We start from the raw sequence: 26,815 nt of genomic DNA on the forward strand, positions 1-26,815 counted from the left end.
ACCGCCGAAGTACGTCGGAACCGCGATCCACGAGATCGCAGTGAGAGAGAGGTGACCGGGCGATGAGTCTGGCGTTGGCCCCGCTCGACGTGAGCGTCGAGGTGGAGGCGAACCTGCCCTGCCGGAAGTTCGACCCCGACCTGTGGTTCTCCGACTCGCCCACCGAGCTGGAACTGGCCAAGTCGCTCTGCGGGGACTGCCCGCTGCGCGTCGAGTGCCTGGCCGGTGCGGTGGAGCGGGCCGAGCCGTGGGGCGTCTGGGGTGGCGAGATCTTCGAGCGTGGCGCGGTCGTTCCGCGCAAGCGGCCCCGTGGCCGCCCGCGCAAGGAGGACGTCGCCCGTGACGCCGAGTTGCGGGTCGAGGCCGAGGCGCGGCTGGCGGCCAATGGGCTCGCCGCGTCGCGCAGCGCTGTCCGGCTGGCTGCCTGACATGTTCCCGATTCAGACCGACCCCGCCGGTGTCGCACCGGCCGAGAGAAAGCTGACCACCGTGCTGCACCTTCCGAACGGAGCCGAGATGTACCTACTCCACGAAGCGTTGTCGAGGGCTCGAATGCTCCGGCCTCAGGCCGGTCGCACCACCACGAGCACTGAGGCAACCCGATCCGCCCGTACCATCGCCATGACCGGCCGTGCCCGGTCAGCCCGCGAACTGGGCGTTCTGTAGGACGAACACGCTGACGGTGGGCGGGGACCTTCGGTCCCCGCCCACCGCGTCACCACTCAACCGACCGGAGCAAATCCCGGTAGCCAGCGTTCCAGGATGCCCCGGTAGGGGGCCTTGGCCTCCAGTTGGCACAGCACCCCGATCGATCCGAGCGTCACCCGGTGGATGAGCAGGTAGGACGGCGGCAGGTTGAGCTGTCGGCTGAGCTGATAGGCCGGGGAACGAGGGCTGGCCAGCCGGGTCGCTTCGGCGCGCAGCCAGGCCCGGGTGAACCGGAACTCGTCGGCGGCGATCGGCTCCAGCATCGGCCGCAGGAATTCCAACAGGGCGTGCGCGTCGATCGGCTCCGCGCCACTGACGAAGCCCTCGGCCCGCAGTCCGGCCTCCACCCCGTCGGCGTCGCCGCGCAGGGCCAGCCCGGCGATGCGGCCGATCGGTTCCGGCGTACCCTCCGGCATCCGAGCCACCGCCCCGAAGTCGATCACGCCCAGCCGGCCGTCGGGCAGCAGCCGGAAGTTTCCCGGATGCGGGTCGGCGTGCAGCAGCCCGGCCCGAGCCGGCGCGGAGAGATGGAGAGTGGCCATCAGGCGGCCCGCCTCGTCGCGTTGCTCCTCGCTGCCGGACCGGATGATGTCGGCCAGCGGCGTGCCCTCGATCCACTCGGTCACCAGGACGCGGGACGAAGCGAAGCAGACCTCCGGCACGTAGATCTCCGGGTCGTCGGCGTATCCGGCGGCGAAGGCACGCTGTGACTCCGCCTCCAACTCGTAGTCCAGTTCCTCGGTGATCCTCTCCCGCAGCTCGGCCAGGAGGGGCTTGATGTCCAGCCCGGGCTGGATGGCCCGGAACATGGCTCCCAGCCGGGAGAGCTGCTTCAGGTCGGCGAGCAGGGCGTCACCGGCGCCGGGATACTGGATCTTCACGGCGACGCTCCGGCCGGAACCGTCCGGTAGCCGCCACACCGCCCGATGCACCTGCCCGATGCTTGCCGCCGCGGCCGGGGAATCGTCGAAGCTCACGAACCGGTCCCGCCAGGCCGGCCCCAGCTGCTCCGCCAGCACCTTGTGCACGCTGGCGGCGGGCAGCGGCGGCGCGGCCTCCTGGAGTTTCGTCAGCGCCTGCCGGTAGGGCGCGGCGATCTCCTCCGGAAGGGCGGCCTCGAACACCGACAGGGCCTGACCGAACTTCATCGCCCCGCCCTTGAGTTGGCCCAGGACGCTGAACAACTGCTCGGCCGTGCGTTGCTGGATCTCGGCGGAGATCACGTCGGAGGCGAGCCCGGTGACGCGCTTTCCCATGCCGAGGACGGTCCGTCCGGCGAAGCCGAGCGGCAGAGCGGCGAGCTTGGCGGTCCGGGACACGGCCCGGCGCGGGATGTCGGTCACTTGGTCATTGTTACCGACTCGGCTGGCCCGCTGCTGCCGTGCAGCCGCACCCGTGCTGCCGGTGCACCGGTCAGCCGCCGCATCGGCAGCGCGGGTGCGGCGGCCAGTAGCGTCGCCGGAGGCTACCGGGAGCCAGCACCTCGACCGATCCGCCGAGGGTCTCGGGTGTGCCGCCATCGAGTTGGCTCAACGCTTCGCCGACTGCGTATCCGGTCGCGGCCAGCAGGAGACTCACGGCACAGGCCGGGGCGGGCGGGGTGCTGGCGAGCTGGGCCGCGACCGTGGGCCAGCCGGGGTCCCGGTCGGCCCGGTGCAGGTCAAGACAGCTCAGGCAGGGGCCGACCGGTGGCCGTACCAGCGGGCCGACCGCCGGAATTCCCTCCCGGATGTCCACCAACAGGTGTGGTTGTCGCCGTTGGGCGTGACCGGCGGCCAGCAGCGCGGCCGGCCGGTCACAGCCGAGTTGCACGACCAGGTCGGGGCGGGGCCGACGCAGCGGGCCGGTACCGGTGCCGGGGGCGGCCCGCTGAACCGCGGCCCGGGCCGCGGCGTCGAGCGGACTGCCGATCTCGGTGGCGGCGATACCGGTGCCGACGAGATCGAGCGGACGAACCACCCCGGGCAGGTCGGGGTGGACGTGGCCGACGCCCGCCTGGGCCAGTGCCACCGCGATGGCGGGGCCGAGCGGACCGCCGCCGGTGACCGTCACCCGGGCGGCCAGGCGGCGCCGGAGTACCTGGGCGGGGGTCCCCGGCAACCGGGCGGTGGCCAGCGCCAGCGCGCCGGCCTCGGCGGCGAGCCGGGCCCGGCGCGGCCCGGTGAGGTCCCGGGGTAGAAGGGTGTGCGCTGGCACCACCAGACCGGCGGTGCGCAGGGCGTCGAGCAGCGCGCGAGCATGCTCCGGGCGGACTCCCGTGCCGGCCAGCACCTGCCGTTCGCTGCGGGTGCCGTCGAGCAGGTCGAGCAGCCGGGCCGCCCGGGGGTCGGCCACCTCGACCAGGACCGCCCGCTCCCGACCGAGCCCGAGCTGAAGGGTGTGCCGGTCGCGCCAGAGTCGGGTGAGCCCCGGCAGCAGGCGGGGGCGGGGGGAGGACGGTCGTTCGGCGGTCCGCGTCATGAGCACGAATAGTGACCGCGTCCAAGCTTTCCGTCGATCGTTGTCCACAGGTGGCCGGCCCTGGATCCAGGGCTGTCCACAGGCTTCGGCGAGTTATCCACAACCCGCGAGTACTACTGTCGGTGGTCCGACAGTCACCGCGCAGGCGAGCGGGGGGTGGTCGCAGGCCACCCCCCGCTCCAGTGCGCGTACGTCAGACCTTCGCCTTGCCCAGGATGCGGTTCACTGTTGTGCCACATACCGGACACTTGCCCTTGGCCATGTTCATGCCGGTCTTCGAGACCTCCACACGGCCTTCGAAGTCCCGCTTCTCCTTGCACTTGACGCAGTAACCGTTGTAGGTCTGGGCCTGGTCGGCCACGGTGTGCCCTCCTCGTGTCGTCCACCGGTCGATAACGACCCGGTGGGTCTCCCGGTGGCGGTCGCTCAGGGCGCCCGGCGCCGGTCCTGTCCGCTGGCCACCTACGTGACCACCGGTTGGCGGACCCTACCCAGGTGTGGGCGGTTCCATGTCAGCTGCGCATTGCCACTGTGAGCAAGGCGACGTCGAGAGTGTGCACGCCGAAATGGGTCAGATCAGTCAGTTTGCCGGGGACACGCCGACCAGCATCCCGCAATTGCGCTGGTGAGGGTGTCGAGCAGGGGTCCGACCCCCCGATTTGAGCTCCGCCGCGATGATCACTTACCGTGTTGGTCGGCCCGGGTGTGACACCTCGGCGGTCACCACGAAGGGTGACCGTGACGGCTGCCCCGGGTCCGGCAAAGAATTTTTTCGGGACTCCTGGCGACCAATCCCCATTTTCCGGACGCGTGTCGGGGGGTTGACTCTTGCGGACCCCTGGTCACAACGCATTAGCTTGCCAACGTGACAGCAAACCGAGGCTGCGCGGTCCACTGATGGCAGGGCCGCGGAAGCCGGTCGTCGAGGTACGGCGCAGCCAGCGTCGGCGACGCACGGTGTCCGCCTACCGCGACGGGGAGCGGGTCGTGGTCCTCATCCCCGACCAGTTCTCCCGGGCCGAGGAGAGCGAGTGGGTCGACCGGATGCTCGCCCGGCTGGCGGCCCGGGAGGGTCGCCTGGTCCGCTCCGACGCCGAACTGCTGGCCCGCGCCGGCCGGCTGATCAAGCTCTACCTCACCGAGTACGGCAACCAGGCCCTGCCGGCCAGCGTCCGGTGGGTGAGCAACCAGAATGGGCGGTGGGGCTCCTGCACCCCGGCGGACCGTTCGATCCGGCTGTCCCACCGGATCCAGGAGATGCCGGACTGGGTGATCGACTACGTGCTGCTGCACGAGCTGGTCCACCTCATCGTGGCCAGTCACAACGCGCAGTTCTGGGCCCTGGTAGGCAGGTACCCGAAGACTGAACGGGCGCGCGGCTATCTGGAGGGCGTGGCGGCCGTCGCCGGCGCCCCTTGACGGACCTCGGGGCCGCGGTACCGCAGCGGTAGGGTCGGTGAATGGCCCGACGTGTGGTGGTGGCGCTGCTCGCGCCGGTCGCCTGGACGCCGCCCGGTGTCGACCCGGTGGACTGGCGCAGCGCGCTCGCTGAGGATGTGGTTGACCTGCTCGCCATGCTCAACGAGGTGGACACCGCGGTCGCGGTCACGAGAGCCGACCGCTGGCTGGCCGACGCGGTGATCTGGCCCGGCACGACCGTGTACGAGGTGCCCGAGCCGAGCCCGAACGCGGTGTTCGCCGCCCTCACCGGTGCCCGCGGCCCGGCCGGAACGGATCCGTCGACCGGTGCTGGGCCGGCGGACGGGACCTCGGCGACGGTCGACAGCTACGAGCAGGTGGCGGTCGTCGCGGGCGATGCGCCCGACCTGCCCGGACTCACCGTCGGTAAGTTGCTGCGTCCGCTGACCAGCCGGCCGGTAGCGGTCGCCCCGGCCGAGGGCGGCCTGCCCGGGTTGCTCGGGGTGGCGGCCCGGCTACCCGTGCCGTCCTGGCTGCCACCGCTGGACATGGACGCCACGGTGCCCGCGGCCGTGCGGGCGGCGGCACCCCGTCCCGGCGACCTGGCGGTGACCCCCTCCTGGCACCGACTGCGCGGTCCGGCGGATCTGGCCCGGCTCGATCCGGCACTGGACGGGTGGGAGCACACCCGGTCGCTGCTGTCCGGGGCCGGCCGAAGCGGCTGATGTCGCCGCCTCGGCGCGGCCGTGCCCGGCCTTTCAGCTGCGGCTCTCGCCGCCCTCGGTGTCGTCGCGGCGCTCCGTCTCGCCCGGGGCCTTCTCCTCCGGGCCACCCGGGGCGGAGAAGTCGAAATTCTCCAACTCGGTCATCAGGTCCACGTCGGCCATGGCGAAGGCCACCGGGTCGGCGAAGTCGTCGTCGGAGGGAAGCAGGTCGGGGTGCCCCCACAGCGCGTCCCGGCCGGCGATCCCCCGGTGCTCGGTGAGCGCCGCCCAGAGCGCCGCCGCCTCGCGCAGCCGACGGGGCCGCAGCTCCAACCCGACCAGGGCCGCGAAGGTCTGCTCGGCCGGACCGCCGGCCGCCCGGCGGCGACGGAACGCCTCGCCCAGCGCCACGACGTTCGGCAACCGGCCGTCGGCCGCCCCGTCGACCACGTGGCAGACCCAGCCCTCCACCAGAGCGAGGGCGGTTTCCAGCCGGGCCAGCGACGCCTTCTGCGTCGGGCTGTCCTCCGGTGTGAAGATGCCCTCCAGGGCGATCGCCTGCATCGACTCCGGGTCGGTCGGGTCGACCCGTCCCATCGCCTCCTCGATCGCCTCCCGATTCACCCGGATGCCGGCGGCGTACGTCTCGACGGCGTTGAGGACATGCCCCCGCAGCCACGGAACGTGCTCGAAGAGCCGCTGGTGCGCCGCCTCGCGCAGGGCCACGTAGAGGCGGACCTCGTCCTCGGGGAGTTCCAGCCCATCGCCGTACGCCTTGATGTTGGCGGGGATGAGCGCGGCCGTGCCGGCCGGTCCGAGCGGCAGACCGATGTCGCCGGCGGAGAGCACCTCCGCGGCGAGCGACCCGAGGGCCTGGCCGAGCTGGCCGCCGAAGAGCGCGCCACCGAGGGTGGCGACCATCGACTGCATCGGGCCGAGCTGGGCGCGGGCCTCCGGGGGGACCAGGTCGCCCATCGCGCCGACCATCCGGCTGGCCACCGGGTCGCACAGCTTGCGCCAGACGTCGAGCGTCTTGAAGATCCACTCGTTGCGGTTCCAGGACACCGTGTTGCGGATGCCCGAGGGCAGCGCGGAGGCCGGCTCCAGCCAGAGGTCGGCGATGCGCAGCGCCTCCTCCACCGCGTGACGCTCGTAGGGGGAGACCGCCGGGTCGCCCGCCGCGGCGAGCTGACTGGCCGCCACCTGACGAGCCAGGTCCCAGTTGACCGGCCCGCTGCCCGACGCGGAGAGCAGGTGCTGCAACTGCGACATGAACTGCTGCATCTGCGCAGGGTCGTTGGGGTCGGGCGGCTGCCCACCCGGTAGCGCGAAACCGAACGGAATATCAGGCACGACGTCTACGGTACGCGCGCCGGGCCAGGAGCCGCCGCCACCACGGTTCCGCTCAGGGCGAAGTCGTTCGTCGTGCCGACCGGGAGCCGCGACCGGGATCGGTACGCTCTGCCGCATGAGACGTCGCGGCCTGACCGTCCTGCTCGGTGCCCTGCTCACCGCACTGCTCAGCATCGGGGTGCTCGGCGCGCCCGTTCCGTACGTGGTGCTCGGACCCGGCCCGACCGTCGACACGCTGGGCCAGGAGGATGGCAAGGAGGTCATCCAGGTCACCGGCCGGGAAACCTCCACCTCCGCCGGCCAACTGCGGCTGACCACGGTGGGGGTGCAGCCCGGCGTCAAGCTCCGCTCGGCCATCCAGGGCTGGCTCTCCGACGAACAGGCTGTGGTGCCGCGGGAACTGGTCTACCCGCCGGGGGAGACCCAGGAAGAGGTGGAACAGCGCAACGCCGAGGACTTCCAGGTCTCGCAGACCAGCGCGGAGACCGCCGCGCTGCGGGAACTCGGCTACGAGGTGCAGGTCGTGGTCAAGACGGTCGCGGCCGACGGGCCGTCGGCCGCGGTGCTGCGCCCCGGCGACGTGGTGACGTCGGTAGACGGTGAGCCGGTGCCGTTCGCCTCCCGGCTGACCGAACTTATCCGGGCCAAGCCGGCCGGCACGGCCCTGCGGATCGGGTACACCCGGGACGGCGCCGCGCGAACCGACACCATCACCAGCCAGGAGCACGACGGTCGGCCCCGGATCGGGATCGAGATCGAGCAGCAGCAGCCCCACCCGTTCACCCTCTCCTTCGACCTGAAGGACATCGGTGGCCCCAGCGCGGGTCTGATGTTCGCCCTGGGCATCATCGACAAGCTGACCCCGGACGACCTGACCGGCGGTCGGATCATCGCCGGCACCGGCACCATCGACGACTCCGGGCAGGTAGGCCCGATCGGTGGCATCCCGCAGAAGTTGGTCGGAGCGAAACAGGCCGGCGCCACCGCGTTCCTGGTGCCGGCGGCCAACTGCGCCGAGGCGGTCCGTAACCGGCAGCCGGACCTGCCGTTGGTGAAGGTGGGCACGCTCGACGAGGCGTTGGACGCGATGGCGACGCTGCGTTCCGGGGGCGAGCCGGCGTACTGCTGAGCCGCGCGGCATGACCTTGCGCTCACGCTTTCAGGAACACCCCGTACTCTGGGTGCCTGGTCGGAGCCGATCATAACGAGCGTGCGGAGCCAACAGTGGTCATGCGTAGCAGCAGCCCCCTGCCGAGGATGAGCCGACGCGGACGCGTCACGATCGGGGTCCTGATCGGGGTGTTCGTGCTGTTCACCCTGCTCGGCTGGGGAGTGCAGGCCTGGACGGACTGGCTCTGGTTCTCCGAGGTCGACTACACCGAGGTCTTCCGGGGGGTGCTGGTCACCCGGCTGCTGCTCTTCCTGGCCGCGGGCCTGGCGATGGCGGCGATCGTCGGCGGCAATCTCTGGCTCGCGCAACGGCTACGCCCACGGATGCGACCCCACTCACCGGAACAGGCCACCCTGGAGCGGTACCGGATGTTGCTCGGCCCCCGCCTGGGCCTGTGGATCACTGCGGCCGCCGCTGTCGTCGGCCTCTTCGCCGGACTGTCGGCGCAGAGCCGCTGGAACCAGTGGCTGCTCTTCCTGCACGGCGGCAACTTCGGTGTGGACGACCCGGAGTTCGGCGTCGATGTCGGCTTCTACGTCTTCCAGCTGCCGTTCTGGCGGTTCCTGCTGGGGCTCGGTTTCACCTCGGTGGTGCTGGCGCTGATCGGCGCGCTGGCCGTGCACTACCTGTTCGGCGGGGTACGCCTGCAGGGCGTCGGCGACCGGATGAGCAACGCCGCCCGGGCCCACCTGAGCACGCTGGTCGCGGTCTTCGTCCTGCTCAAGGCCGTCGCGTACGTGCTGGACCGGCGAGCGATGCTGTTGGAGTACAACGACGGCGTGAACGTCTACGGCGCCGGTTACGCCGACATCAACGCCCTGCTGCCGGCCAAGGAGATCCTCGCCTACATCTCCGTGGTGGTCGCGATCGCGATCATCGTGTTCTCCAACGCCTGGATGCGCAACCTGGTCTGGCCGGGCATCTCGTTGGCCCTGCTCGGCGTCTCCGCGGTGGCGATCGGCGGCATCTACCCGTGGGCGGTGCAGACCTTCGAGGTCAAGCCCAGCGCCCGGGACAAGGAGGCGCCGTACATCCAGCGCAGCATCGACGCCACCCGCGCGTCGTTCGGGTTGGACATCACCCAGAGTTCGGCGTACTCGGCCAACAACCTGAACCCGCCGGAGAGCCTGGCCACCGACACGTCAGTGGTGCCGAATGTCCGGCTGCTCGATCCGCAGCTGGTGAGCGAGACCTACACCCAGCTCCAGCAGGTCCGTGGCTTCTACGACTTCGGTCCCAAGCTCGACATCGACAGGTACACGCTGAACGGCGCCACCCAGGACTACGTGGTCGGCGTACGTGAGATCAACTACGGCGAGCTGACCGCGCAGCAGAGCAACTGGATCAACCGGCACACCGTCTACACCCACGGCTACGGGGTGGTGGCCGCGCCCGCGAACCGGGTGGTCTGCGGTGGGCAGCCGTTCTTCGTCTCCGGTTCGCTCGGCGAGCGGTCGCAGGAGTCGTGCGCCGCGCCGACCGACCTGATTCCGGCGAGCCAGCCCCGGATCTACTTCGGCGAGCGGATGGCCACCGGTGACTACGCCATCGTCGGCAAGCCGAACGCGGACGCCAACCCGGCCGAGTTCGACCGCCCGGCGGGCGAGAGCGGCGAGGACGGTGAGGGACCCGAGTCGTACTACACCTACACCGGTTCCGGCGGCGTCGAGATCGGCTCGTTCACCCGTCGCCTGCTCTACGCCATCAAGGAGCAGGAGGCGAACTTCCTGCTCTCCGAGGCGGTCAACGACAACTCCAAGCTGCTCTACGTGCGTAACCCCCGGGACCGGGTGGAGAAGGTCGCGCCGTTCCTCACGCTTGACGGTGACCCCTACCCCGCCCTGGTCGACGGCCGGGTGCAGTGGATCGTCGACGGTTACACCACCGCCGCGACCTATCCGTACGCGGAACGGGTCAACCTCCAGCAGGAAACCACCGACGAGCTGACCGGCCGGGGCACCATCCAGCTGGCCCGGGAGAACGTCAACTACATCCGCAACTCGGTGAAGGCGACCGTCGACGCGTACGACGGCACTGTGGTTCTCTACGAGTTCGACGAGAACGACCCGGTGCTCAAGGCGTGGAACAAGGCGTTCGGCGGTGACCTGATCAAACCACGCGCCGAGATCCCGCCGGCGCTGGCCGACCACTTCCGGTACCCGGCCGACCTGTTCAAGGTGCAGCGCAACCTGCTGACCCGGTTCCACGTCACCAACCCCGGCGACTTCTACTCCGGCCAGGACTTCTGGCAGGTGCCGAACGTGCCGGACGCGCCGGACAGCGGGCAGAAGCAGCCGCCGTACTACCTCTACACGCAGTTCCCGGGCCAGGATGCGCCACGCTTCCAGCTCACCAGCGCGGTCACCCCCAACGGTCGGCAGAACCTGGCCGCACTGATCTCCGGTTCGTACCAGGACGGCAGGCCGACGTTGCAGGTGTTGGAGCTGCCGGACCAGACGGCGATCTCCGGTCCGGTGCAGGTGCACCAGCGGATGACAAACACCAACGCCACCATCCGGCAGCAGCTGAACCTGCTCTCCTCCAACCAGGCCCAGGTGCAGTACGGCAACCTGCTCTCGCTGCCCTTCGGCAACGGGATGCTGTACGTCGAGCCGGTCTACGTCAAGAGCAACCAGCAGGACGCGTATCCGCTGCTGCAGAAGGTGCTGATGTCGTACGGCGACGGGGGCTCCTACGTCGTCCTGGCGGACAACGTCGCCGACGGCATCAAGCAGCTGGTCGAGCAGGGCAAGCAGGCAGCCGCCGGTAACCCGCCGCCGCCGGCCGGAGGTGAGGAGCCACCGCCCGAGGGTGAGGAGCCACCTCCGTCGCCGACAGCCACTCCGTCGCCGAGCGACGCCCCGCCGCTCACCGGCGACCTCGGTGCGGCCGCCGAGCGGGTACGGGCCGCGATCACCGAGGTGCGTGCCGCCCAGGCATCCGGGGACTTCGAACGGTACGGTCGGGCGCTGGCCGCGCTGGACGAGGCGCTCACCGCGTTCCAGCAGGCTCAGCAGGCGGCGGGCACCAACGGCACGCCGAGCCCGCCAGCCCCTTCCGGTAGTCCCTCACCGACCGGCTGACCGACTCACATGGTGAAGCCCGCGGCTCGGCGTTCCTCGCCACTGCCGCGGGCTTCACCGTGTCTGAGCGGCGACTGAGCTGAGCGCCCACCGGAAATCGGCGGTGTGGCGGCGGTGGAACCGGGCGTTCCGTGGGTCGTTTTGCGGGCAGCGGGGGTGGTGCGCTACGGTGGATCTACCGACGCGGGGTGGAGCAGCTCGGTAGCTCGCTGGGCTCATAACCCAGAGGTCGCAGGTTCAAATCCTGTCCCCGCTACTGCGAGAAGAGGTCCCGGATTCGTCCGGGGCCTCTTTCGTTCATCCGGGGCAGGCGGCGGTCCAGCGGGGCGGCACCCCGACCCCCGGGCGTTACGGGTGGGGCTGGTGATGGAGCCCGTTACGGATGGGGTAGGCTGGTCCTACCGACGCGGGGTGGAGCAGCTCGGTAGCTCGCTGGGCTCATAACCCAGAGGTCGCAGGTTCAAATCCTGTCCCCGCTACTGCGATACAGTGGCCCCGGATCCGTCCGGGGCCACTGTCGTTGTCCGGCTGTCCACGGCGTCGACCCGAGCGTGTTCGGCCGGCCGAGGTTGCGCGTCTCGGCGAGGATGGGCGCATGTCTTCCTTCGGTAGGTGGTGGGGGCGGCTCGGCACGCTCCTGGGTACGGTCGTGCTTACGGTTTTCGTTCCGGTCGCGGCGTGGGCGTCGACCGGCACCGGCGAACTGGTGGTGGAGGCGGCTCGACGGCGCGGGCGCGGTTTCGGCGTCTTCGGTTTCCTGAGTCTGCTCTGCTGCCTGGCGGTGGTGGCCGTGATCGTCCTGCTGGTGATCCGGATGACCCGCCGCCGACGCTGACCAGGCGTACCGAGGCCGTGCGCGCCCTGGCGGTCGGGCCGTGGACCGCCAGCGGCGGTACGCCCGGCACATGGTCTACTTGTCCGCGTGGAACTTCTGCACTCGGGCAAGGTGAGGGATGTCTACGCCGAGGGCGATGACCTGATCCTGGTCGCCTCCGACCGCGTCTCCGTCTACGACGTGGTGCTGCCGACCCCGATTCCGGACAAGGGCAAGCTGCTCACCGCGTTGTCGCTGTGGTGGTTCGAGCAGCTGGCCGACCTGGTACCCAACCACGTCATCTCGGCCACCGACGTGCCGCCGGAGTTCGCCGGCCGGGCGATCCGCTGCCGCCGGCTCGAAATGGTTCCGGTCGAGTGCGTCGCCCGGGGCTTCCTGACCGGTGGCGGCATGAAGGAGTACGAGAACACCGGGAGTGTCTCCGGCGTCGAGCTGCCGCGCGGGCTGGTCGAGGCGTCCATCCTGCCGGAGCCGATCTTCACCCCGTCCACCAAGGCGCCGGCGGGCGAGCACGACGAGCCGATGACCTTCGCCGAGGTGGTCGACAAGGTTGGCGCGGAGACCGCCGACCGGCTGCGGCGGCTGACCATCGACGTGTACTGCCGGGGCGCCGAACTGGCGGCCGACCGGGGCATCCTGGTCGCCGACACCAAGATCGAGCTTGGTTGGGCGCCGGACGGCACCCTGGTCCTCGGCGACGAGCTGCTCACCCCGGACTCGTCCCGGTTCTGGCCAGCGGAGTTCTACCAGCCAGGGCGCGCCCAGTTCTCCTACGACAAGCAGTACGTACGGGACTGGGCGGCGCGTAGCGGCTGGGACAAGCGGAGCCCGGCTCCGGAGTTGCCCGCCGATGTGGTCGACGCCACTCGGGCCCGTTACGTGGACGTCTACGAGAAGCTGACCGGCGAGCGCTGGTAAGAGCGACCGGCAATAGGACTGGCGGGCCGGTCCGTCGCTATTCGCCGCTGCGGTGGCGGCCGACGTGCTGCTCGGCGGGGACGGTCGCGGTGATGATGCGTACCGTGGTGCCGGCCGATCCGGTCTCGACGTCCATCGCGTCGGTCAGCTCGCGGGCCAGCCAGAGGCCCCACCCGCCGGCCGTCTCCGGCGCGGGTCGGCTGCGGTTGTCGAGATTCTGGGTGCTGATGCCGGGACCGTGGTCGGCGACCTCACACAACAGCAGGCCGGCCTCTTTCCACAGCCGCAGCCAGCCCTGTCCGCCGCCGTGCCGCACCGCGTTGGTGATCAGCTCGTTGACGGCGAGCACGAAGTCGTCCAGCCGGTCGTCGCGCAGCCCGGCGGTGCGCGCGCAGGCGGCGACCGAGTGTCGGAGCTCGGTCACCTGGGCCTGGTCGAAGGCATCGGCGATCAGGAGGGCGTGTTCGATGGGCACCACCGTACGCGGTGGGGGAGGTCCTGCGTTCGTCATGGCCCCGTCCCGACAGAGATCGCAGAGGTTTACGCGGCTTTTACCACCGTACGTCAGGGTTGGTCGAGGTGCATTGGCCGCAGGGGGCCCTGAGGGCCTGTGGCATCGTGGCGCACGTGCCTGCTGCCGGTGGTTTCGAGGTGCCGCTCTGGCGGGCCGTCGCGGTCTTCCGGGTGGCCTCCCTGGCGTACGTCTGTGTGGTGTTGATCCGCGACGCGGACCGCTACGCCCATCCCCTCGCCGCGACGGCGCTGGTGCTGTTCATGGCGTTCTGGACGGCCGTCACCGCGATCGGGTACGCGGATCCGGCGCGGCGTGGCTGGCCGCTGCTCCTGGCCGATCTGGGCGTGGTGGTGGCGATTCTGCTGGCCACCCCGTGGGTGATGGGCCGGTCGGCGCTCGACGCGGGGCTGCCGACCCTCCCGGTGGCCTGGCTGAGTGGGCCGGTGCTGGCCTGGGCCGTCTGCGGTGGGCGGCGGCGGGGCGCGGTCGCGGCGCTGGTGCTCGGCGCGACCGACCTGGCGACCAGGGGCATGGTCACCCCGAGCGCGTTCAACGGAGCGATCCTGATGCTGCTCGCCGGCGTGGTGGTCGGGCACGTCGCCCGGCTGACGGTGACCGCCGGGGAGCGGCTGCACCGGGCGGTCGAGTTGGAGGCCGCCACCCGGGAGCGGGAACGGCTGGCCCGCGACATCCACGACTCGGTGCTCCAGGTGCTCGCTCTGGTGCAGCGGCGGGGTGCCCACCTCGACGGGGAAGCCGGCGAACTGGCCCGGCTGGCCGGGGAGCAGGAGATGGCGTTGCGCTCGTTGATCTCCGGTGCCGGACCGCTTCCGGCGGGTGCCGCCGACGCACCGGTGGACCTGCGTACGCTGCTCGGCCGGCACGCTTCGGCCATCGTGTCGCTGTCCGCACCGGCGGGCCCGGTGCCGCTGCCCCCGGCGGTGGCCCGCGAACTGGCGGCGGCCGTCGCAGCGGCGCTCGACAACACGGCTCGGCACGGCGGCGGTCGAGCCTGGGTGCTGGTCGAGGACGAGGGGTCAGCCGTCACCGTGTCGATCCGGGACGAGGGGCCGGGTTTCCCGCCCGAGCGGCTGAACGAGGCGGCGGCCCAGGGACGGTTGGGTGTTGCCCAGGCCATCCGGGGGCGGCTGGCCGACCTGGGCGGTACCGCCCGGATCACCTCGGCACCGAGTGCCGGCACCGAGGTGGAACTCACCGTGCCGAGGAGGCAGTCATGAGCGGCGTACGCGTGATGGTCGTGGACGACCACCCGATGTGGCGGGAAGGGGTGGCTCGTGACCTGGCCGAGGCGGGCCACGAGGTGGTGGCCAGCTGCGGTGAGGGCCGCCAGGCGATCCGGGTGGTCGCCGCGGCCCGTCCCGACGTGGTGGTGCTCGACCTGCAACTGCCGGACATCTCCGGCGTCGAGGTGATCAACGGACTGCGGACGGCGCACCCCCCGGTGCGGATACTCATGCTCTCGGCCAGCGGTGAGCAGCAGGGCGTGCTCGACGCGGTGAAGGCCGGCGCTACCGGCTACCTGCTCAAATCCGCCGGGCTGGCGGAGTTTCTGGAGGCGGTGCGGCGCACCGCCGCGGGCGATCCGGTCTTCACACCCGGCCTGGCCGGACTGGTCCTCGGCGAGTACCGCCGACTGGCCGCCGGGGGTGATCACGCGGCGGCCGACACCCGGGACGCGGCACCCCGGCTCACCGACCGGGAAACCGAGGTGCTGCGTCTGGTGGCCAAGGGGATGTCGTACCGGCAGATCGCCGAGCGGCTCGGGCTGTCGCACCGTACGGTGCAGAACCACGTGCAGAACACGCTCGGCAAGCTCCAGTTGCACAACCGGGTGGAGCTGACCCGGTACGCGATCGAACGCGGCCTGGACGACTAGACCGAGTGCGGCGGCCGGGTCTCGTGCACGGCCAGTTCCTCGGCGCTGGCCCCGCCACCGGCGGCCCCCGCGTCGTACGCGATCGAATCGGTCTCCTGGTCGGTGTGCGCTCCTTCGTCCGGTTCGACCAGCCGGCCGACCGTGGCGTCCGCGCTGGTGCCCAACCGGTCGTGGTCGTAGAGGGAAACCGGGGACTTCGGGTCGGAGGTGGGGCCCGGATCGATCACGTCGGCGTCGAGCTGCGCCTGCGCCGCCTGCTCCCGGCTGTCCGCCTCGGCCGCGATGTCCGGGTCGACCGGTCCGGCCAGCGGGTCGTCGACCGGCAGTTCGAACCGTTCCCGGCCCAGCTTGTAGTCCAACGACTCGCCGTCGAGCTGCTCTTCGGCGGTGGTGCCGAACTCGTCGACCGCCACCGGCGTCCGGTCACCGGGCAGCTGAGCCGGTGCCGGGCCGTCCGCTTCCCGTCCGGTCAGCACGTCGTCCCCGGCCGTCGAATCGTCGTCGGCGGTGTCGGGCAGGCCGTCGGCCTCGGGATCGGACACGGGGGTCGGGTACTCGTCGTCGCGCATGACTGACCACTACCCGTTGCCCTCCCGCCGTAACCGGTCCAGGCGGGGCGGTTGGTCGGCCGGGGCCGTCACGCCGCCCGTCCGCGCTCAGCGGGCGATCCGGCGGGCCAGGGCGGCGACCGTGCCGACGGCGGTGCCGGCGGCGGCCAGCCCGAAAGCGGCGGAGATCCGGACCAGCTGGCGACGCCGGCCGTGCCAGCCGCCCTCCGCAGTCGCCGCGGCGTCGGCCCGGAAGACGTTACCGCTGGTGTCCGCGGTCGGTAGCGGCCCGAACTGGGTGTACCGCCCGTACCAGCCGAGGACCCTCTCGGCCAGCGCGGGCACCAGCCGCCACTGCATGCCGACCAGGCGAGCGGCCCCGCCGGCGTACGCCTCCCGGCGGGGCCGCTTCAGCAACCGGACGATCGTCTCCGCGACCACCTCCGGCGGATAGACCGGCGGCGGCGGCAGAACCTGACGGCCGCTGTGATTGGCGGCGTGCCGGAAGAACGGAGTGTCGATGGTGGCCGGCAGCACGGTGCAGATCGAGACGGCCCCCCGGCCGGTGACGCGCAGCTCCTGGCGGACCGTGTCGGACAGTCCCCGGACAGCGTGTTTGGCGGCGTTGTACGGGGACTGGTACGGCATCGCCACCTCGGCCAGCACCGAGGCGTTGTTGACCACGACGCCGCCACCGGCCGCGGTGAGGTGCGGCAGCGCGGCCCGGATCCCGTTCGCCGTGCCGAGCAGGTTGACGTCCAGCACCCGGCGGAACTCGGCCACCGGGATCTCGTCGAACAACCCGATGGTGCCGACCGCGGCGTTGTTGATCCAGGCATCGATCCGGCCGAACTCCGTCACCGCGGTCGCGGCGAGCCGTCGCATCGCGTCCGCGTCGGTCACGTCGGTGGGCACCACGAGGGTGCGACCGCCCAGCTCACGGCAGTGCCGGGCCACCTCCCGCAGGGCCGGCTCGGAGCGCGCGGCCAGCACCACGGTGCTGCCGTGACGGGCCAGGGCGTACGCGGTCGCGGTGCCGATGCCACTGGACGCGCCAGTGATGACGATGGTCGCGTCGGCCAGGTTTCGGGCGAGGGGCATTCCTCATCGGTACCCCGTGGTGTCCGGGTCATGCCGCCGAGCGTGCCCCGGATCTGCGAGGTTTCGGCTCGTCGGAGGCCGGTTAATGGGACGCTCTGACCGGAGACCACCGCCTCATCCGCATGGAGGTGACCCATGCGCGTCGGCCTTGTCTGTGCCCACGCCGCTGCGCCGCCGTCCGGCGACGGAACCGTCGTCGGCACCTACCAGCACATCGCACGGGTCGCGGCCGAACTGGCCGGGCGGGGTCACGACGTTCGGGTCTACACCCGTCGGGACGACCCCGAGGCGACGGAGACCGACATCGTGGACGGCTACCGCGTGGAGCGGGCACCGGTGGGCCCGGTCGCGCCGATCCCCACGGCCGAACTGGTGCCCTACGTGGCGGCGTTCGGTGCATGGCTGGCCGACCGGTGGTCCGCCGACTGGGCTCCCGAGGTGGTGCACGGCCACTACTGGATCGGGGGCCTGGCCGCCGCGCACGCCGTGCGGGAGACCGACATCCCGATGGTGCAGACGTTCCACTCGATCGGCATGGAACAGCTGCGTCACCTCGGCGCCCAGTACGACGGGCCGGGCACCCGCATTCCGCTGGAGCGGGCGCTGACCCGGGCGGTGGACATCGCGGTCGCCCAGTGCAACGACGAGGTCGACGAGTTGACCCGGATGGGCCTGCAACGCACGTCGGTCGCGATGGTTCCGACCGGGGTCGACACCGAGCGCTTCCACCCCGACGGCGAGGCCGCTCCGCGTGAGCAGCGTCCCCGGATACTTTCGGTGGGCGGGCTCGGGCGCGGCCACGGCCAGGAGGACCTGATCCGAGCGATGCGCCTGGTCGGTGACGCGGAACTGGTGATCGCCGGTGGGCCACCGACGGACCGACTGGCAAACCACGCCGAGGCCCGTCGGCTGCGGGAACTGGCCGATCGGGTCGGGGTCGGTGAGCAGGTGCACCTGGTCGGCGCGGTGCCGCACGAGCAGATGGCCACCTGGTACCGCTCGGCCGACGTGGTGGCCTGCACTCCGCACTACTCGTCGGCGGGGCGGGTGTCGCTGGAGGCGATGGCCTGTGGCGTCCCGGTGGTGGGCTACGCCATGGGTGGCATCGCCGACGCCGTGGTCGACGAGGTGACCGGCAAGCTGGTGCCACCGGGTGACGTACGGACCCTGGGGATGACGCTACGTAGGCTGCTCGCCGACAACGCCGGCCGCTTCGCGTACGGGCACGCCGCGGTCGACCGGGTGCGGTGCAGCTACACCTGGGAACGTACGGCAAGTGCGCTGGAACGGCTCTACGAGCGGGTGGTGGGCCGACGCAGGCCGGTCGAGGCGGCCTGAGGCAACGGATCAGCGATGACGCCGGCCGGGCCTGCGACACGGGCCGCGGGCGGCGTCACGAGCGGCGGCGGAACACCCACCACCGCCCGGGTGACAGCGTGCTGATGCTGCGGCTCCGCGTACCGGGTGAGCCCGACGACCGCGGCGAGGGTGACCAGAAACCCGATTCCGGCGAGCCACTCCCGGCCCGGCCAGATCTTGTCGTTGAGCAGCAGCAACCCGACGATGGCGGCGGGCACGGCGCCGGCCGCGTCCATGGCGGCCACCGCGGCCGTGGTGGAACCGCGCTGCATCGCCAGTCCGAGCAGCAGCTGGCCGACCACGGAATGGCCGACGAGCAGGTAGAGCAGCGGGTCACCGAGGAACGCGTCCCAGCTCGACGCGGAGGCCAGCGGTCGGGCCGCCACCGCGGCGGCGGAGAAGGCCAGCCCGGCCAGTGACCCGAGCGCCACCGACCCCGGCGCGCCGTGCAACCGGACCGCGAAGATGCCCAGCACCGCGATCACTGCCAGGGCCACCAGCAGGGCGAGCATGCCGGCGGTGCCGAGGGCCTTCGACGGCGCCGGCCGCGCGGCGAGGACCAGCGCGGTGATTCCGGCGAAGAGCAGCACCAGCAGCGCGACCTCGGCCACCGGCAGCCGCCACTTCAGCAGGACCACGCCGAGCAGGGCGGTGACGCCGAGCCCGGCGGCCACGCTCGCCTGCACCAGGAACAGCGGCAGGTCACGCCGGGACAGGAAGGCCAGGACGAACCCGGCAACCTGGCAGGCCAGCCCGACCAGATAGGTGCGGTGTCCGGCCAGGCGCAGCAGCAACCCGGGATCGAAGGTGTGATGCACGGTGGTGCGGGCGGCGGCGACCGACTGCAACAGGTTGGCGACGCCGTACGCGACGATCATCGCCGCCAGGAAACACCAACCGGAGGTAGCCACCTGGCGAGGATAGAGGTTACCGGGCGTCAATGCGCGGCGGGCTACCGAGCCGGTGAAGGATGTCGGGATGCAGCGCGCCGTTGCTGGCCAGAGTGCTGTTGTCGCCGCCTGCCGGGGCCGGACGGCCGGCCAGATCGGTGATCGTGCCGCCTGCTTCGGTCACGATGGGTACCAGCGCGGCCACGTCCCAGAGGGACAACTCGGGCTCGATCATCACGTCCAGCGCGCCCTCGGCCAACAGCATGTAACCGTAGAAGTCGCCGTAGGCCCGGCTGCGCCAGGTGTCCCGCATCAGTTGCAGCACCGCGTCGAGCCGGCCGGCCTTCTCCCAGCCGTCCAGCGAGGAGTAGCAGAGGCTGGCGTCGGCCAACCGGGTCACCCCGGAAACCCGGATGGGCGTTCCGTGGGCGGCGTCCGGGCCCGCGTACGCCCCGGTGCCCTGCGCCGCCCACCAGCGGCGCCCAAGGGCCGGCGCGGAGACCAGCCCGGCGACCGGGCGGCCGTCCTCCAGCAGGGCGATCAGCGTGGCCCAGATCGGTACGCCCCGGACGAAGTTCTTGGTGCCGTCGATCGGGTCCACCACCCACTGGCGGGTGCCGGCGGCGGGTGTCGCGCCGTACTCCTCGCCGAGCAGCCCGTCGTCGGGCCGGTGCTCGGCCAGCAGGGCCCGGATCTCCCGTTCCACGGCGGTGTCCGCGTCGGAGACCGGGGTCAGGTCGGGCTTCGATTCGACCCGCAGGTCCAGGGCGCGGAACCGGGCAGTCGACAGGGCGTCGGCGGCGTCGGCGAGCCGGTGGGCGAGGGTCAGGTCAGCGGCGTACCCGGTCATGCGGGACACGGTAGCGACGCCGCCACCGGCACATGGCCGGGGGCCGGCGACGCCCACGTCGGTGGCGCTACCGTCAGCACCGCGACGTCGGCGGGTCGTCCCGCCAGGGTCACTCCGGGCGCCCGTGCGGGTCGGGCTCGGTCCGGGAATCGGTCTCCCCGGCCCGGGAGGCCAGCAACCGGCGGTACGAGGCCAACCGGCGCGGGTCGGCCCGCCCTGCCGCCACCCAGGCGTCGAGTGCGCAGTCGGCCTCGTCGGCGGTGTGTGGGCAGTTCGCCGGGCAGGCGGCGGTGGCTTCGACCAGATCCGGAAAGCCGTGCAGCAGGCTCTCCGCCGAGACGTGGGCGAGCCCGAAGCTGCGTACCCCCGGGGTGTCCACGATCCAGCCCGGATCCTGCTGCGCGTCGGGTGGCGCGGGCAGCCGCAGTGCCACCGCGCTGGTCGAGGTGTGCCGCCCCCGGCCGATCGCGCTGACCGTGCCGACCGCCCGTTCGGCCTCCGGCACCAGTCGGTTGACAAGCGTCGACTTGCCCACCCCGGAGTGACCGACGAGCACCGAGACCCGGCCGGTCAGCAGGCTGCGCAGCGCGTCCAGCGGGGAGTCCGGCCGGATGAGCAGGTACGGCAGTTCGAGTTCGGTGTAGTAGTCGAGCACCTTCTCCGGCCCGGCCAGGTCCGCCTTGGTCAGGCAGAGCAGCGGTTCGATGTCCGCGTCGTACGCGGCGACCAGGCAGCGGTCGATGAAGCCGGTACGCGGCGGCGGGTCGGCCAGCGCGCTGACGATGACGAGCTGGTCGGCGTTGGCGACGACGACCCGTTCCAACCGCCCCTCGGCGGTGCTGGCGTCGTCCTCGGCGGTGCGCCGCAGCACGGACCGGCGTGCTTCGATCCGCACGATGCGGGCCAGCGCACCGGACGAACCGGAGGTGTCGCCGACCAGCCCGACCCGGTCGCCGACCACGACGGACTTACGGCCCAGCTCGCGGGCCCGCATCGCGGTGACGGTGGGGTCGTCCGGCCCGGCACCGGGCAGGACGCAGGTGTACCGTCCGCGGTCGACCGCGATGACGAAACCGTCCTTGGCGTCGGCGTGCCGGGGCCGGGTCCGGGTACGCGGGCGGGAGGACCTGCCGGGCCGGACCCGGACGTCGTCCTCGTCGTACTCCCGCCGCCTGGTCGCCAGGGCCGCCCCTTCTTCCGCTCAGCTCTTACCGGTCACCAGTGCCGACCATAGTGCCGGGAACTCGGGCATGGTCTTCGAGGTGCACGACACGTCGTCCAACTCGACGCCCGGCACCACCAGCCCGGCCACCGCCGCCGCGTGGGCCATCCGGTGATCATGGTAGGTGCGGAACACGCCACCGTGCAGCGGCCGGGGCCGGATCTCCAAGCCGTCGGCCGACTCGGTGATGTCCGCGCCGAGCCCGGTGAACTCCCGGTTCAGCGCGGCCAGCCGGTCCGTCTCGTGGCCCCGGATGTGACTGACTCCGGTGAACACCGAGGGCGAGTCGGCGAGCATGGCCAGCGCGGTCAGCGCCGGGGTCAGTTCGCTGACGTCGGACAGGTTGGCGTGCAACCCCTTCACCGGGCCGGTGCCGCGCACCGTCAACCCCTCGGTGGTGAGCGCGACCTCCGCCCCCATCTGCTGCAACAGTGAGCGCAGTCGCTCCACCGGCTGGGCGCTGCCCCGCGCCGGCCAGCCGCGCAGGGTCACCTCGCCGCCGGTGACCAGGGCGGCGGCGAAGAACGGCACCGCACCGGAGAGATCCGGCTCGATCTCCCAGCTGCGACCGGTAAGCGGCCCGGGCTCGACCGCCCAGACGTCGGGGGTGCTGTCGTCGACCGCGGCGCCGGCGGCGCGCAGCATCTGCACGGTCATCCGCAGGTGCGGTGCGGAGGGCACCGGCGGCCCGACGTGCCGGACCACCAGCCCCCGGTCGAAGCGTGGGGCGGCGAGCAGCAGACCGGAGACCAGCTGGCTGGAGGCCGAGGCGTCGATCACGACCTCGCCGCCGGTCACCCGACCGGTGCCCAGCACCACCAGTGGCAGGCTGCCCGAGGCGGGGGTGTCGACGCGTACGCCGAGCGAGCGCAGCGCCTCGATCAGTGGGCCGAGCGGGCGGGTGCGGGCGGACGGGTCACCGTCGAGGGTGACCTGCCCGTCGGCCAGCCCCGCCACCGGTGGCACGAAGCGCATGATCGTGCCGGCGAGCCCCACGTCGACCTGGGCCGGGCCGAACAACCGGTGCGGCCGGACCAGCCAGCGGTCGTCGTCGGCGATCGAGACGTGGGCACCCATCGCCCGCAGCGCGGCGGCCATCAGCTCGGTGTCCCGGGCCCGCAACGGCAGGGACAGGGTCGAGGGCCCGGCGGCCAACGCGCTCAGCACCAGAGCCCGGTTGGTCATCGACTTGGAGCCGGGCAGGCGCAGCGACGCCGACACCGGGTCACTGGCCGTCGGTGCGGTCCACGGCTGTAGCGGCCGGGTCGCGGTCACATTCCCCACAGGTACATTCTGCCGTGCCGTGGCCCGGTGGCCGCTACGGTCACCGGGCCACTCCCGGGGAACGGGACAGCCGCTCTGCGTGCCGCGCGCTAGCGTGAGCGACATGTGCGGTAGGTACGCCACGACCCGGAGCGCCGGTGACCTGAGCGGCCTGTTCGAGGCCGTCGACGAGACCGGCGACGGGCTGGTCGCCGACCACAACGTGGCGCCCACCGACCGGGTGCCGCTGGTCCGGGTCAGCGCCGAGGGGCACCGGGCGCTCTCGCTGGGCCGCTGGGGTCTGGTGCCACCGTGGTCCCGCTCGCCGGCCGGTGCGGCCCGCATGATCAACGCGCGTGCCGAGACGGTCGCCACCAGCCGGGCGTACGCTCCGGCCTTCGCCCGCCGTCGGTGCCTGATTCCCGCGGACGGCTGGTACGAGTGGGTGCGGCTGGCCGGCGGCACGAAGCAGCCGTACTACATGACCCCACGCGACGGCTCGGTGCTCGCCTTCGCCGGCATCTGGTCGCGCTGGGACGGCCCGGACGCGACGCTGCTGACCTTCAGCGTGCTGACCACCGCGGCGCTCGGCGAACTGGCCGAGGTGCACGACCGGATGCCCCTGCTGCTGCCACCCGAGCGCTGGGCGACCTGGCTGGGCGGTGGTGAGGACCGGGCCGAGTTGCTCGTACCGCCGCCGGTGGACTGGCTGGCCCGGTTGGAGGTGCGGCCGGTGGGGCGGGCCGTGGGCGATGTGCGCAACGACGGTCCGGGGCTGACCGCCCGGGTGCCGCTGACCCGTCCCGCCGAGTCGACGGAGACGACGCTCTTCTGATCCCGCCCAGCACATTGTCGGGAGTGATTTGCTGCGGTTGCGGGTGAAAGGTGACGCGCACGTTCTGCCAACTTCCCGGCGAAGTCTTGTACCCGTGCGCGCAAATGCGATACAACACAGCGCCGGTGGTGGGTGTCGTTCGCGTTGGGTGAACTATCTCCATCGATATTGCTGGTCCCACGGGGGAGGTGGGTGGATGACACGGGCGCGTATGCCCCGTCCGCACGAGGTGGCCGCCGCGCGACGTGATCCGCGACTGTTGCGGGCGTTGCGTGAGCGGCGACAGGACGAAGCCTGGCGTACCAGAGGCACCTGTCAGAGCGTCGACCCGGAAACGTTCTTTCCGGCGCCGAACGAGCCGGCCGACGCGGCGGTGGCCCTGTGCCGCAGCTGCGACGTGCAGGGCTCCTGCCTGGCGTGGGCGCTGGAGGTCGGCGACTGCCACGGTGTCTGGGGTGGCACCACCCCGCGGGAACGGCGGGCGATGCTGGTCGCCTGGCGCAGCGAGGTGCAACCCGATCCAGATGCCGCCGGTGAGCCGGGTCCGCCGGTACGCGACCGGCTGCTCACCCTGGTGCCGTTGAGCTGACCGACGGGGCCCGGGCCAGGTCGAAAAGGGTTCAATGGGACGGTGCCCGACAACGTCCTCGAAACCCCGCGCGGCCCCGCTCGGGTAGACACCGATCAGCCGTCCGGCCCGCCCCGAGCCCTGCTGGTGCTGGGGCACGGGGCCGGCGGCGGCGTCGACGCCCCGGATCTGATCGCCCTGCGCGACGCGGCGGTGACCACCGGGCTGGTCGTGGTGCGGGTGACCCAGCCGTACCGGGTCGCCGGTCGCCGTGCGCCGGCCCCGGCCGGGCACCTCGACGAGGCCTGGTCCGCCGTGTTGACGGTGCTGCGGCAGCGGCATCCGGGCGTACCGCTGGTGGTCGGTGGCCGCTCCAGCGGCGCCCGGGTGGCCTGCCGGACGGCGACCGCGGTGGGCGCTGCCGGGGTGGTGGCACTCGCCTTCCCGCTGCATCCGCCCGGTCGACCGGAGCGGAGCCGGGCAGGTGAGCTGGTGACCGGTGTGCCGACCCTGGTGGTGAACGGGGACCGGGATCCGTTCGGTGTGCCGGAGCCGGGCCCGGGGATACGGGTCACGGTCCGGCCCGGGGAGCGGCACGACCTGCGGGGCGACCCGGTCGGTACGGCCGCTCTGGTGCTGGACTGGCTGCGCGAGCACGGCTGGGCCGCAGCCTGAGGGCAGGCGGGTCGCCGCCGGGCACCGTGCCCCGGGTGCCGTGTCCGCCGGCCGCGCCGCTTCGTTGCACCCGATGGTGTCCCAGCGCCCGTCCGGGCGGCGACACCGGGCTCCCAGGCCCTTCCTGGTCCCAGCCACGGTCGCACCGCCGGGGCGGGGACCAGGAACGCCCGGGCCGAGCCGGAATGTCCCGCCCCACGGCGGGTGTTGAACACCTCGGACAACCACTGTGCGAGGGGGTGACCGGTGCCGACCGAGATCCGGAGCCGGGAACACGACGAGCGGGAGGCACGGCAGCTCAGGCAGCTGCTGGCCGGCCCGAAGTGGCCGGCGGCGGTGCCACCGGCCGAGGTGGCGACGGGCACACCCGTCGGAACCGAATCTTCCGGGAGGTCGGTGCGCGTATCCTCGGCGGGGAAGCATCCAACCCGAGGGGATGTGCGGTTGACCACGGAGAAGACGGACGAGCGCAGGGCCCGGTTCGAACGGGACGCGATGCCATTCGTCGATCAGCTGTACGCGGCCGGCCTGCGGATGACGCGTAACCCGGCGGATGCCGAGGATCTGGTCCAGGAGACCTACCTGAAGGCATATGCCGCCTTCCACCAGTTCGAGCAGGGCACGAACCTGAAGGCCTGGCTCTACCGGATCCTGACCAACACCTACATCAACTCGTACCGCAAGCGGCAGCGCCAACCGGTGCAGGCGCCCACCGACGAGATCACCGACTGGCAGCTGGCCGAGGCGGAGTCGCACACCTCCAGCGGGCTGCGGTCCGCCGAGACCGAGGCGTTGGACCGGCTGCCGGACAGCGACATCAAGGAGGCCCTCCAGCAACTGCCGGAGGAGTTCCGGCTGGCGGTCTATCTCACCGATGTCGAGGGCTTCTCCTACAAGGAGGTCGCCGACATCATGGGCACGCCGATCGGCACCGTGATGTCGCGGTTGCACCGTGGGCGTCGTAATCTGCGCAAGCTGCTTGAGGGGTACGCCGCGGAGCGGGGTTTCTCCGCGGCCCAGCCGGCCCGGAGCTCGACCGCCGCCACCGGCCGGGAGGTGTGACGTGAGCTGTGGAGATCCGCACGAGACGGACTGCCGTGAGGTGCTCGCCGAGGTCTACCTCTACCTCGACCTGGAGTGCGCGGAGGAACGACGGACGCTGATCCGGCACCATCTCGACGAGTGTGGTCCCTGCCTGCGCGAGTACGGCATCGAGCAGGAGGTCAAGGCGCTGGTGGCCCGCTGCTGCGGCAACGAGTCCGCGCCGGATGAACTGCGCGAACGACTGCGGGTACGGATCAGCGAACTCGTCGTCTTCGAGACCAGCGAGTCGCGCGAACTGGCCGACTGACAAGCGCGGGTGCCCGGGTCGATTCCGACCCGGGCACCGCTGTGTCCGTCGTCCGATCGCGGCGGGCAGCCGCCCGCCGGCTCAGGAGTTGGGGCGCTTGCCGTGGTTCGCGGCGCTCTTCTTGCGGGCCTTCTTCTTACGGGCCTTCTTCGCCATGGTGACCTCCTCGTGATGGCCGGATCAGGCAGGGTACGAAACCCCGTCAGCGAGGCGCTGGCGCCCGTGCCGGCGTCGGATCCCGACCCGTTGATGCTAGTGCCGGCGGTGCGGGTGGGCTGCTCCCGGGGCCGCACCGCGCCCACCCGCCGCCCGCTCATGATTGGATACGTCGCAGGAGCCGCGAGGAAGGGGCCGGAAGATGGCCGAGGAGATCCGCGCCGAGATGGTGGCGAACGTCTGGAAGGTCGTCGCATCGGCCGGGGACACCGTGTCCGAGGGGGACACCCTGGTGATCCTGGAGTCGATGAAGATGGAGATCCCGGTGATCGCCGAGTCCGACGGTGTCGTGCAGCAGCTCGCGGTGAACGAGGGCGACGTGGTGCAGGACGGTGACCTGATCGCGGTGATCGGTTGAGCGACCCGCTGATCCGCCTGATCGAGCCGGCCGATTTCGCTGCGGTCGCCCGGCTCACCGTCGCCGCGTACGAGGCGGACGGGCAGCTCAAGGGGGAGACCGGCTACGCCGACGTGCTGGCCGACGTGTCCGTCCGGGCGGAGCACGGTGACGTGCTGGTGGCCGTGGAGCCGGCGACCGGGCATCTGCTCGGCTCGGTCACCTTCGTGCTGCCCGGCACCCGGTACGCCGAGATGTGCGGCCCGGGGGAGGCGGAGTTCCGGATGCTGGCGGTGGACCCGAGCGCGCAGGGACGGGGCGCCGGCGGCGCGCTGGTGGAGGCGTGCGTGGCACGGGCGATCGAGCTGGGCTGCACCGCGGTGACCATCTGCGTACGCGAGGGCCTTGCCGAGCCGGCCCACCGGCTCTACCGCAGGCGTGGCTTCGTCCGCCAGCCCGAGCGGGACTGGAGCCCCTTCCCCGGCGTGAACCTGCTAGCCCTCCGACTCCCCCTGAGGTCGGCGACAGACTCATAGAT

Annotated in this window: 28 protein-coding genes and 2 tRNA genes; 19 read left to right on the forward strand and 11 right to left on the reverse strand. The window is 71.8% G+C overall.

Going from position 1 to position 26,815, the window contains the following annotated elements:
• The first annotated feature begins 62 nt into the window (after positions 1 to 62).
• Positions 63 to 428 (forward strand): WhiB family transcriptional regulator, encoded by a 366-nt coding sequence (locus tag O7624_RS20665; RefSeq protein WP_093405152.1) that lies wholly within the window; start codon positions 63 to 65, stop codon positions 426 to 428.
• Positions 429 to 722: 294 nt separating this feature from the next.
• On the opposite strand, the gene O7624_RS20670 is transcribed toward O7624_RS20665, so the two are convergent.
• The 3 genes from O7624_RS20670 to O7624_RS20680 form a co-directional block, all read right to left on the reverse strand.
• A complete protein-coding gene (locus O7624_RS20670) occupies positions 723 to 2,051 on the reverse strand; it encodes an AarF/ABC1/UbiB kinase family protein (protein WP_093405158.1) in 1,329 nt (442 codons plus the stop codon).
• A gap of 70 nt (positions 2,052 to 2,121) precedes the next feature.
• Entirely contained in the window at positions 2,122 to 3,168 is a 1,047-nt protein-coding gene (locus tag O7624_RS20675) for a hypothetical protein (protein WP_093405161.1), read from the reverse strand.
• A gap of 193 nt (positions 3,169 to 3,361) precedes the next feature.
• Entirely contained in the window at positions 3,362 to 3,529 is a 168-nt protein-coding gene (locus O7624_RS20680) for a DUF5679 domain-containing protein (RefSeq protein ID WP_012014940.1), read from the reverse strand.
• A 536-nt stretch (positions 3,530 to 4,065) separates the two neighbouring features.
• Here O7624_RS20680 and O7624_RS20685 point away from each other — a divergent pair.
• Both O7624_RS20685 and O7624_RS20690 read left to right on the forward strand, forming a co-directional pair.
• Positions 4,066 to 4,587, forward strand: coding sequence for a M48 family metallopeptidase (locus O7624_RS20685; protein ID WP_093405162.1), 522 nt, complete (start codon positions 4,066 to 4,068; stop codon positions 4,585 to 4,587).
• A 41-nt stretch (positions 4,588 to 4,628) separates the two neighbouring features.
• Complete coding sequence (locus O7624_RS20690) at positions 4,629 to 5,312, forward strand: hypothetical protein (RefSeq protein ID WP_282236938.1); 684 nt, start codon at positions 4,629 to 4,631, stop codon at positions 5,310 to 5,312.
• Positions 5,313 to 5,345: 33 nt separating this feature from the next.
• Here O7624_RS20690 and O7624_RS20695 read toward each other — a convergent pair whose 3' ends face one another.
• The gene (locus O7624_RS20695) at positions 5,346 to 6,644 is read right to left on the reverse strand and encodes a zinc-dependent metalloprotease (RefSeq protein ID WP_282236939.1); all 1,299 of its coding nucleotides are present in this window, start codon (positions 6,642 to 6,644) and stop codon (positions 5,346 to 5,348) included.
• 115 nt (positions 6,645 to 6,759) lie between these two features.
• Here O7624_RS20695 and O7624_RS20700 point away from each other — a divergent pair, with 115 nt between their 5' ends.
• The 6 genes from O7624_RS20700 to O7624_RS20725 all read left to right on the forward strand — a co-directional run bounded on the left by O7624_RS20700 (position 6,760) and on the right by O7624_RS20725 (position 12,651).
• On the forward strand, positions 6,760 to 7,773 hold the full coding sequence (locus O7624_RS20700) for a PDZ domain-containing protein (protein ID WP_093405169.1): 1,014 nt from the start codon (positions 6,760 to 6,762) through the stop codon (positions 7,771 to 7,773).
• A 101-nt stretch (positions 7,774 to 7,874) separates the two neighbouring features.
• The gene (locus O7624_RS20705) at positions 7,875 to 10,898 is read left to right on the forward strand and encodes a UPF0182 family protein (protein WP_170863443.1); all 3,024 of its coding nucleotides are present in this window, start codon (positions 7,875 to 7,877) and stop codon (positions 10,896 to 10,898) included.
• Between the two features lie 182 nt (positions 10,899 to 11,080).
• Positions 11,081 to 11,154: transfer RNA gene (locus tag O7624_RS20710), tRNA-Met, on the forward strand.
• A gap of 149 nt (positions 11,155 to 11,303) precedes the next feature.
• Positions 11,304 to 11,377: transfer RNA gene (locus O7624_RS20715), tRNA-Met, on the forward strand.
• A 116-nt stretch (positions 11,378 to 11,493) separates the two neighbouring features.
• Positions 11,494 to 11,733, forward strand: coding sequence for a hypothetical protein (locus O7624_RS20720; RefSeq protein ID WP_139233146.1), 240 nt, complete (start codon positions 11,494 to 11,496; stop codon positions 11,731 to 11,733).
• A gap of 87 nt (positions 11,734 to 11,820) precedes the next feature.
• On the forward strand, positions 11,821 to 12,651 hold the full coding sequence (locus tag O7624_RS20725; RefSeq protein ID WP_282236940.1) for a phosphoribosylaminoimidazolesuccinocarboxamide synthase: 831 nt from the start codon (positions 11,821 to 11,823) through the stop codon (positions 12,649 to 12,651).
• Positions 12,652 to 12,688: 37 nt separating this feature from the next.
• On the opposite strand, the gene O7624_RS20730 is transcribed toward O7624_RS20725, so the two are convergent.
• Positions 12,689 to 13,162 carry an ATP-binding protein gene (locus tag O7624_RS20730; protein WP_282236941.1) on the reverse strand — a complete coding sequence of 158 codons (474 nt, stop codon included), beginning with the start codon at positions 13,160 to 13,162 and terminating at the stop codon, positions 12,689 to 12,691.
• A gap of 116 nt (positions 13,163 to 13,278) precedes the next feature.
• On the opposite strand from O7624_RS20730, the gene O7624_RS20735 reads away from it, so the two are divergent.
• Both O7624_RS20735 and O7624_RS20740 read left to right on the forward strand, forming a co-directional pair.
• Positions 13,279 to 14,403: a DUF5931 domain-containing protein gene (locus tag O7624_RS20735; RefSeq protein WP_282236942.1), complete on the forward strand. Its 1,125-nt coding sequence runs from the start codon at positions 13,279 to 13,281 to the stop codon at positions 14,401 to 14,403.
• Positions 14,400 to 15,062 (forward strand): response regulator transcription factor, encoded by a 663-nt coding sequence (locus O7624_RS20740; protein ID WP_282236943.1) that lies wholly within the window; start codon positions 14,400 to 14,402, stop codon positions 15,060 to 15,062. The genes O7624_RS20735 and O7624_RS20740 overlap by 4 nt, the downstream gene beginning before the upstream one ends.
• On the opposite strand, the gene O7624_RS20745 is transcribed toward O7624_RS20740, so the two are convergent.
• Complete coding sequence (locus tag O7624_RS20745) at positions 15,059 to 15,631, reverse strand: DUF5709 domain-containing protein (protein WP_093405184.1); 573 nt, start codon at positions 15,629 to 15,631, stop codon at positions 15,059 to 15,061. The genes O7624_RS20740 and O7624_RS20745 overlap by 4 nt on opposite strands.
• A gap of 87 nt (positions 15,632 to 15,718) precedes the next feature.
• Positions 15,719 to 16,711 (reverse strand): SDR family oxidoreductase, encoded by a 993-nt coding sequence (locus O7624_RS20750; protein ID WP_282236944.1) that lies wholly within the window; start codon positions 16,709 to 16,711, stop codon positions 15,719 to 15,721.
• Between the two features lie 135 nt (positions 16,712 to 16,846).
• Here O7624_RS20750 and O7624_RS20755 point away from each other — a divergent pair, with 135 nt between their 5' ends.
• The gene (locus O7624_RS20755; protein WP_282236945.1) at positions 16,847 to 18,049 is read left to right on the forward strand and encodes a glycosyltransferase; all 1,203 of its coding nucleotides are present in this window, start codon (positions 16,847 to 16,849) and stop codon (positions 18,047 to 18,049) included.
• On the opposite strand, the gene O7624_RS20760 is transcribed toward O7624_RS20755, so the two are convergent.
• From O7624_RS20760 to aroA, 4 genes are all read right to left on the reverse strand, one after another.
• Positions 18,004 to 18,948, reverse strand: a complete 945-nt coding sequence (locus O7624_RS20760) for a hypothetical protein (protein WP_282240697.1) — start codon at positions 18,946 to 18,948, stop codon at positions 18,004 to 18,006. The genes O7624_RS20755 and O7624_RS20760 overlap by 46 nt on opposite strands.
• Before the next feature lie 49 nt (positions 18,949 to 18,997).
• Entirely contained in the window at positions 18,998 to 19,810 is an 813-nt protein-coding gene (hisN, locus tag O7624_RS20765; protein ID WP_282236946.1) for a histidinol-phosphatase, read from the reverse strand.
• A gap of 109 nt (positions 19,811 to 19,919) precedes the next feature.
• Positions 19,920 to 20,804, reverse strand: a complete 885-nt coding sequence (gene rsgA / locus O7624_RS20770) for a ribosome small subunit-dependent GTPase A (RefSeq protein ID WP_282236947.1) — start codon at positions 20,802 to 20,804, stop codon at positions 19,920 to 19,922.
• Between the two features lie 207 nt (positions 20,805 to 21,011).
• Entirely contained in the window at positions 21,012 to 22,316 is a 1,305-nt protein-coding gene (gene aroA, locus O7624_RS20775) for a 3-phosphoshikimate 1-carboxyvinyltransferase (RefSeq protein WP_093405199.1), read from the reverse strand.
• A gap of 103 nt (positions 22,317 to 22,419) precedes the next feature.
• Between aroA and O7624_RS20780 the strand changes: the two genes are divergently transcribed.
• The 7 genes from O7624_RS20780 to O7624_RS20810 all read left to right on the forward strand — a co-directional run bounded on the left by O7624_RS20780 (position 22,420) and on the right by O7624_RS20810 (position 26,813).
• Positions 22,420 to 23,130, forward strand: coding sequence for an SOS response-associated peptidase (locus tag O7624_RS20780; protein WP_282236948.1), 711 nt, complete (start codon positions 22,420 to 22,422; stop codon positions 23,128 to 23,130).
• Positions 23,131 to 23,326: 196 nt separating this feature from the next.
• Positions 23,327 to 23,719: a WhiB family transcriptional regulator gene (locus O7624_RS20785; protein ID WP_093405204.1), complete on the forward strand. Its 393-nt coding sequence runs from the start codon at positions 23,327 to 23,329 to the stop codon at positions 23,717 to 23,719.
• A 42-nt stretch (positions 23,720 to 23,761) separates the two neighbouring features.
• Entirely contained in the window at positions 23,762 to 24,373 is a 612-nt protein-coding gene (locus tag O7624_RS20790) for an alpha/beta family hydrolase (protein ID WP_282236949.1), read from the forward strand.
• A 246-nt stretch (positions 24,374 to 24,619) separates the two neighbouring features.
• On the forward strand, positions 24,620 to 25,435 hold the full coding sequence (locus O7624_RS20795) for a sigma-70 family RNA polymerase sigma factor (RefSeq protein ID WP_170863445.1): 816 nt from the start codon (positions 24,620 to 24,622) through the stop codon (positions 25,433 to 25,435).
• 1 nt (position 25,436) lies between these two features.
• Positions 25,437 to 25,724: a mycothiol system anti-sigma-R factor gene (rsrA, locus tag O7624_RS20800; protein WP_093405211.1), complete on the forward strand. Its 288-nt coding sequence runs from the start codon at positions 25,437 to 25,439 to the stop codon at positions 25,722 to 25,724.
• 358 nt (positions 25,725 to 26,082) lie between these two features.
• Positions 26,083 to 26,298 (forward strand): biotin/lipoyl-binding carrier protein, encoded by a 216-nt coding sequence (locus O7624_RS20805; protein WP_093405215.1) that lies wholly within the window; start codon positions 26,083 to 26,085, stop codon positions 26,296 to 26,298.
• Complete coding sequence (locus O7624_RS20810) at positions 26,295 to 26,813, forward strand: GNAT family N-acetyltransferase (RefSeq protein ID WP_282236950.1); 519 nt, start codon at positions 26,295 to 26,297, stop codon at positions 26,811 to 26,813. Before O7624_RS20805 ends, O7624_RS20810 begins: the two co-directional genes overlap by 4 nt.
• Positions 26,814 to 26,815 lie beyond the last annotated feature (2 nt).

The sequence above is a fragment of the Verrucosispora sp. WMMD1129 genome, from assembly GCF_029581255.1.
GTDB classification, from domain to species: Bacteria; Actinomycetota; Actinomycetes; order Mycobacteriales; family Micromonosporaceae; genus Micromonospora; species Micromonospora sediminimaris.